Below are 1,100 nucleotides of genomic sequence, written 5' to 3' on the forward strand. Positions count from 1 at the left end.
CGATCGGTCACGTTGACCACGGCAAGACGACGCTGACGGCGGCGCTGACGAAGATCGGCGCGGAGCGTTTCGGCGGCGAGTTCAAGGCGTACGACCAGATCGACGCGGCGCCGGAAGAGAAGGCTCGCGGCATCACGATTTCGACGGCGCACGTGGAATACGAAAGCCCGACGCGTCACTACGCGCACGTGGATTGCCCGGGCCATGCGGACTACGTGAAGAACATGATCACGGGTGCTGCGCAGATGGACGGTGCGATTCTGGTGTGCTCGGCCGCTGACGGCCCGATGCCGCAGACGCGCGAGCACATTCTGCTGGCCCGCCAGGTGGGCGTGCCGTACATCATCGTCTACCTGAACAAGGCGGACCTGGTGGACGACGCCGAGCTGCTGGAGCTGGTGGAGATGGAAGTCCGTGAGCTGCTGAGCAAGTACGATTTCCCGGGCGACGACACCCCGATCGTGACCGGTTCGGCGCGTTCGGCGCTGGAAGGCGACCAGTCGGAGATCGGCGTGCCGTCGATCCTGAAGCTGGTGGACGCGCTGGACACGTGGATTCCGCAGCCTGAGCGCGACATCGACAAGCCGTTCCTGATGCCTGTGGAAGACGTGTTCTCGATTTCGGGTCGCGGCACGGTGGTGACGGGCCGTATCGAGCGCGGCATCATCAAGGTTGGCGACGAAATCGAGATCGTGGGTATCCGTCCGACGCAGAAGACGACGGTGACGGGCGTCGAGATGTTCCGCAAGCTGCTGGACCAGGGTCAGGCGGGCGACAACGCGGGTCTGCTGCTGCGCGGCACGAAGCGCGACGACGTGGAGCGCGGCCAGGTGCTGTGCAAGCCGGGTTCGATCGCGCCGCACACGGACTTCGAGGCCGAGGTGTACGTGCTGTCGAAGGACGAGGGTGGCCGTCACACGCCGTTCTTCAAGGGTTACCGTCCGCAGTTCTATTTCCGCACGACGGACATCACCGGTGCGGTGACGCTGCCGGAGGGTGTGGAGATGGTGATGCCTGGCGACAACGTGAAGATGGCGGTGTCGCTGATCAACCCGGTGGCGATGGACGAAGGCCTGCGTTTCGCGATTCGCGAAGGCGGC

At 64.8% G+C, this 1,100-nt stretch carries 1 protein-coding gene; it reads left to right on the forward strand.

Going from position 1 to position 1,100, the window contains the following annotated elements:
• Positions 1-2: 2 nt before the first annotated feature.
• The coding region (gene tuf / locus ABD974_RS19470; protein WP_345305012.1) for an elongation factor Tu at positions 3-1,100 on the forward strand (1,098 nt) is incomplete at its 3' end.

Source organism: Lysobacter hankyongensis, from assembly GCF_039543145.1.
Classification (GTDB): domain Bacteria; phylum Pseudomonadota; class Gammaproteobacteria; order Xanthomonadales; family Xanthomonadaceae; genus Lysobacter_I; species Lysobacter_I hankyongensis.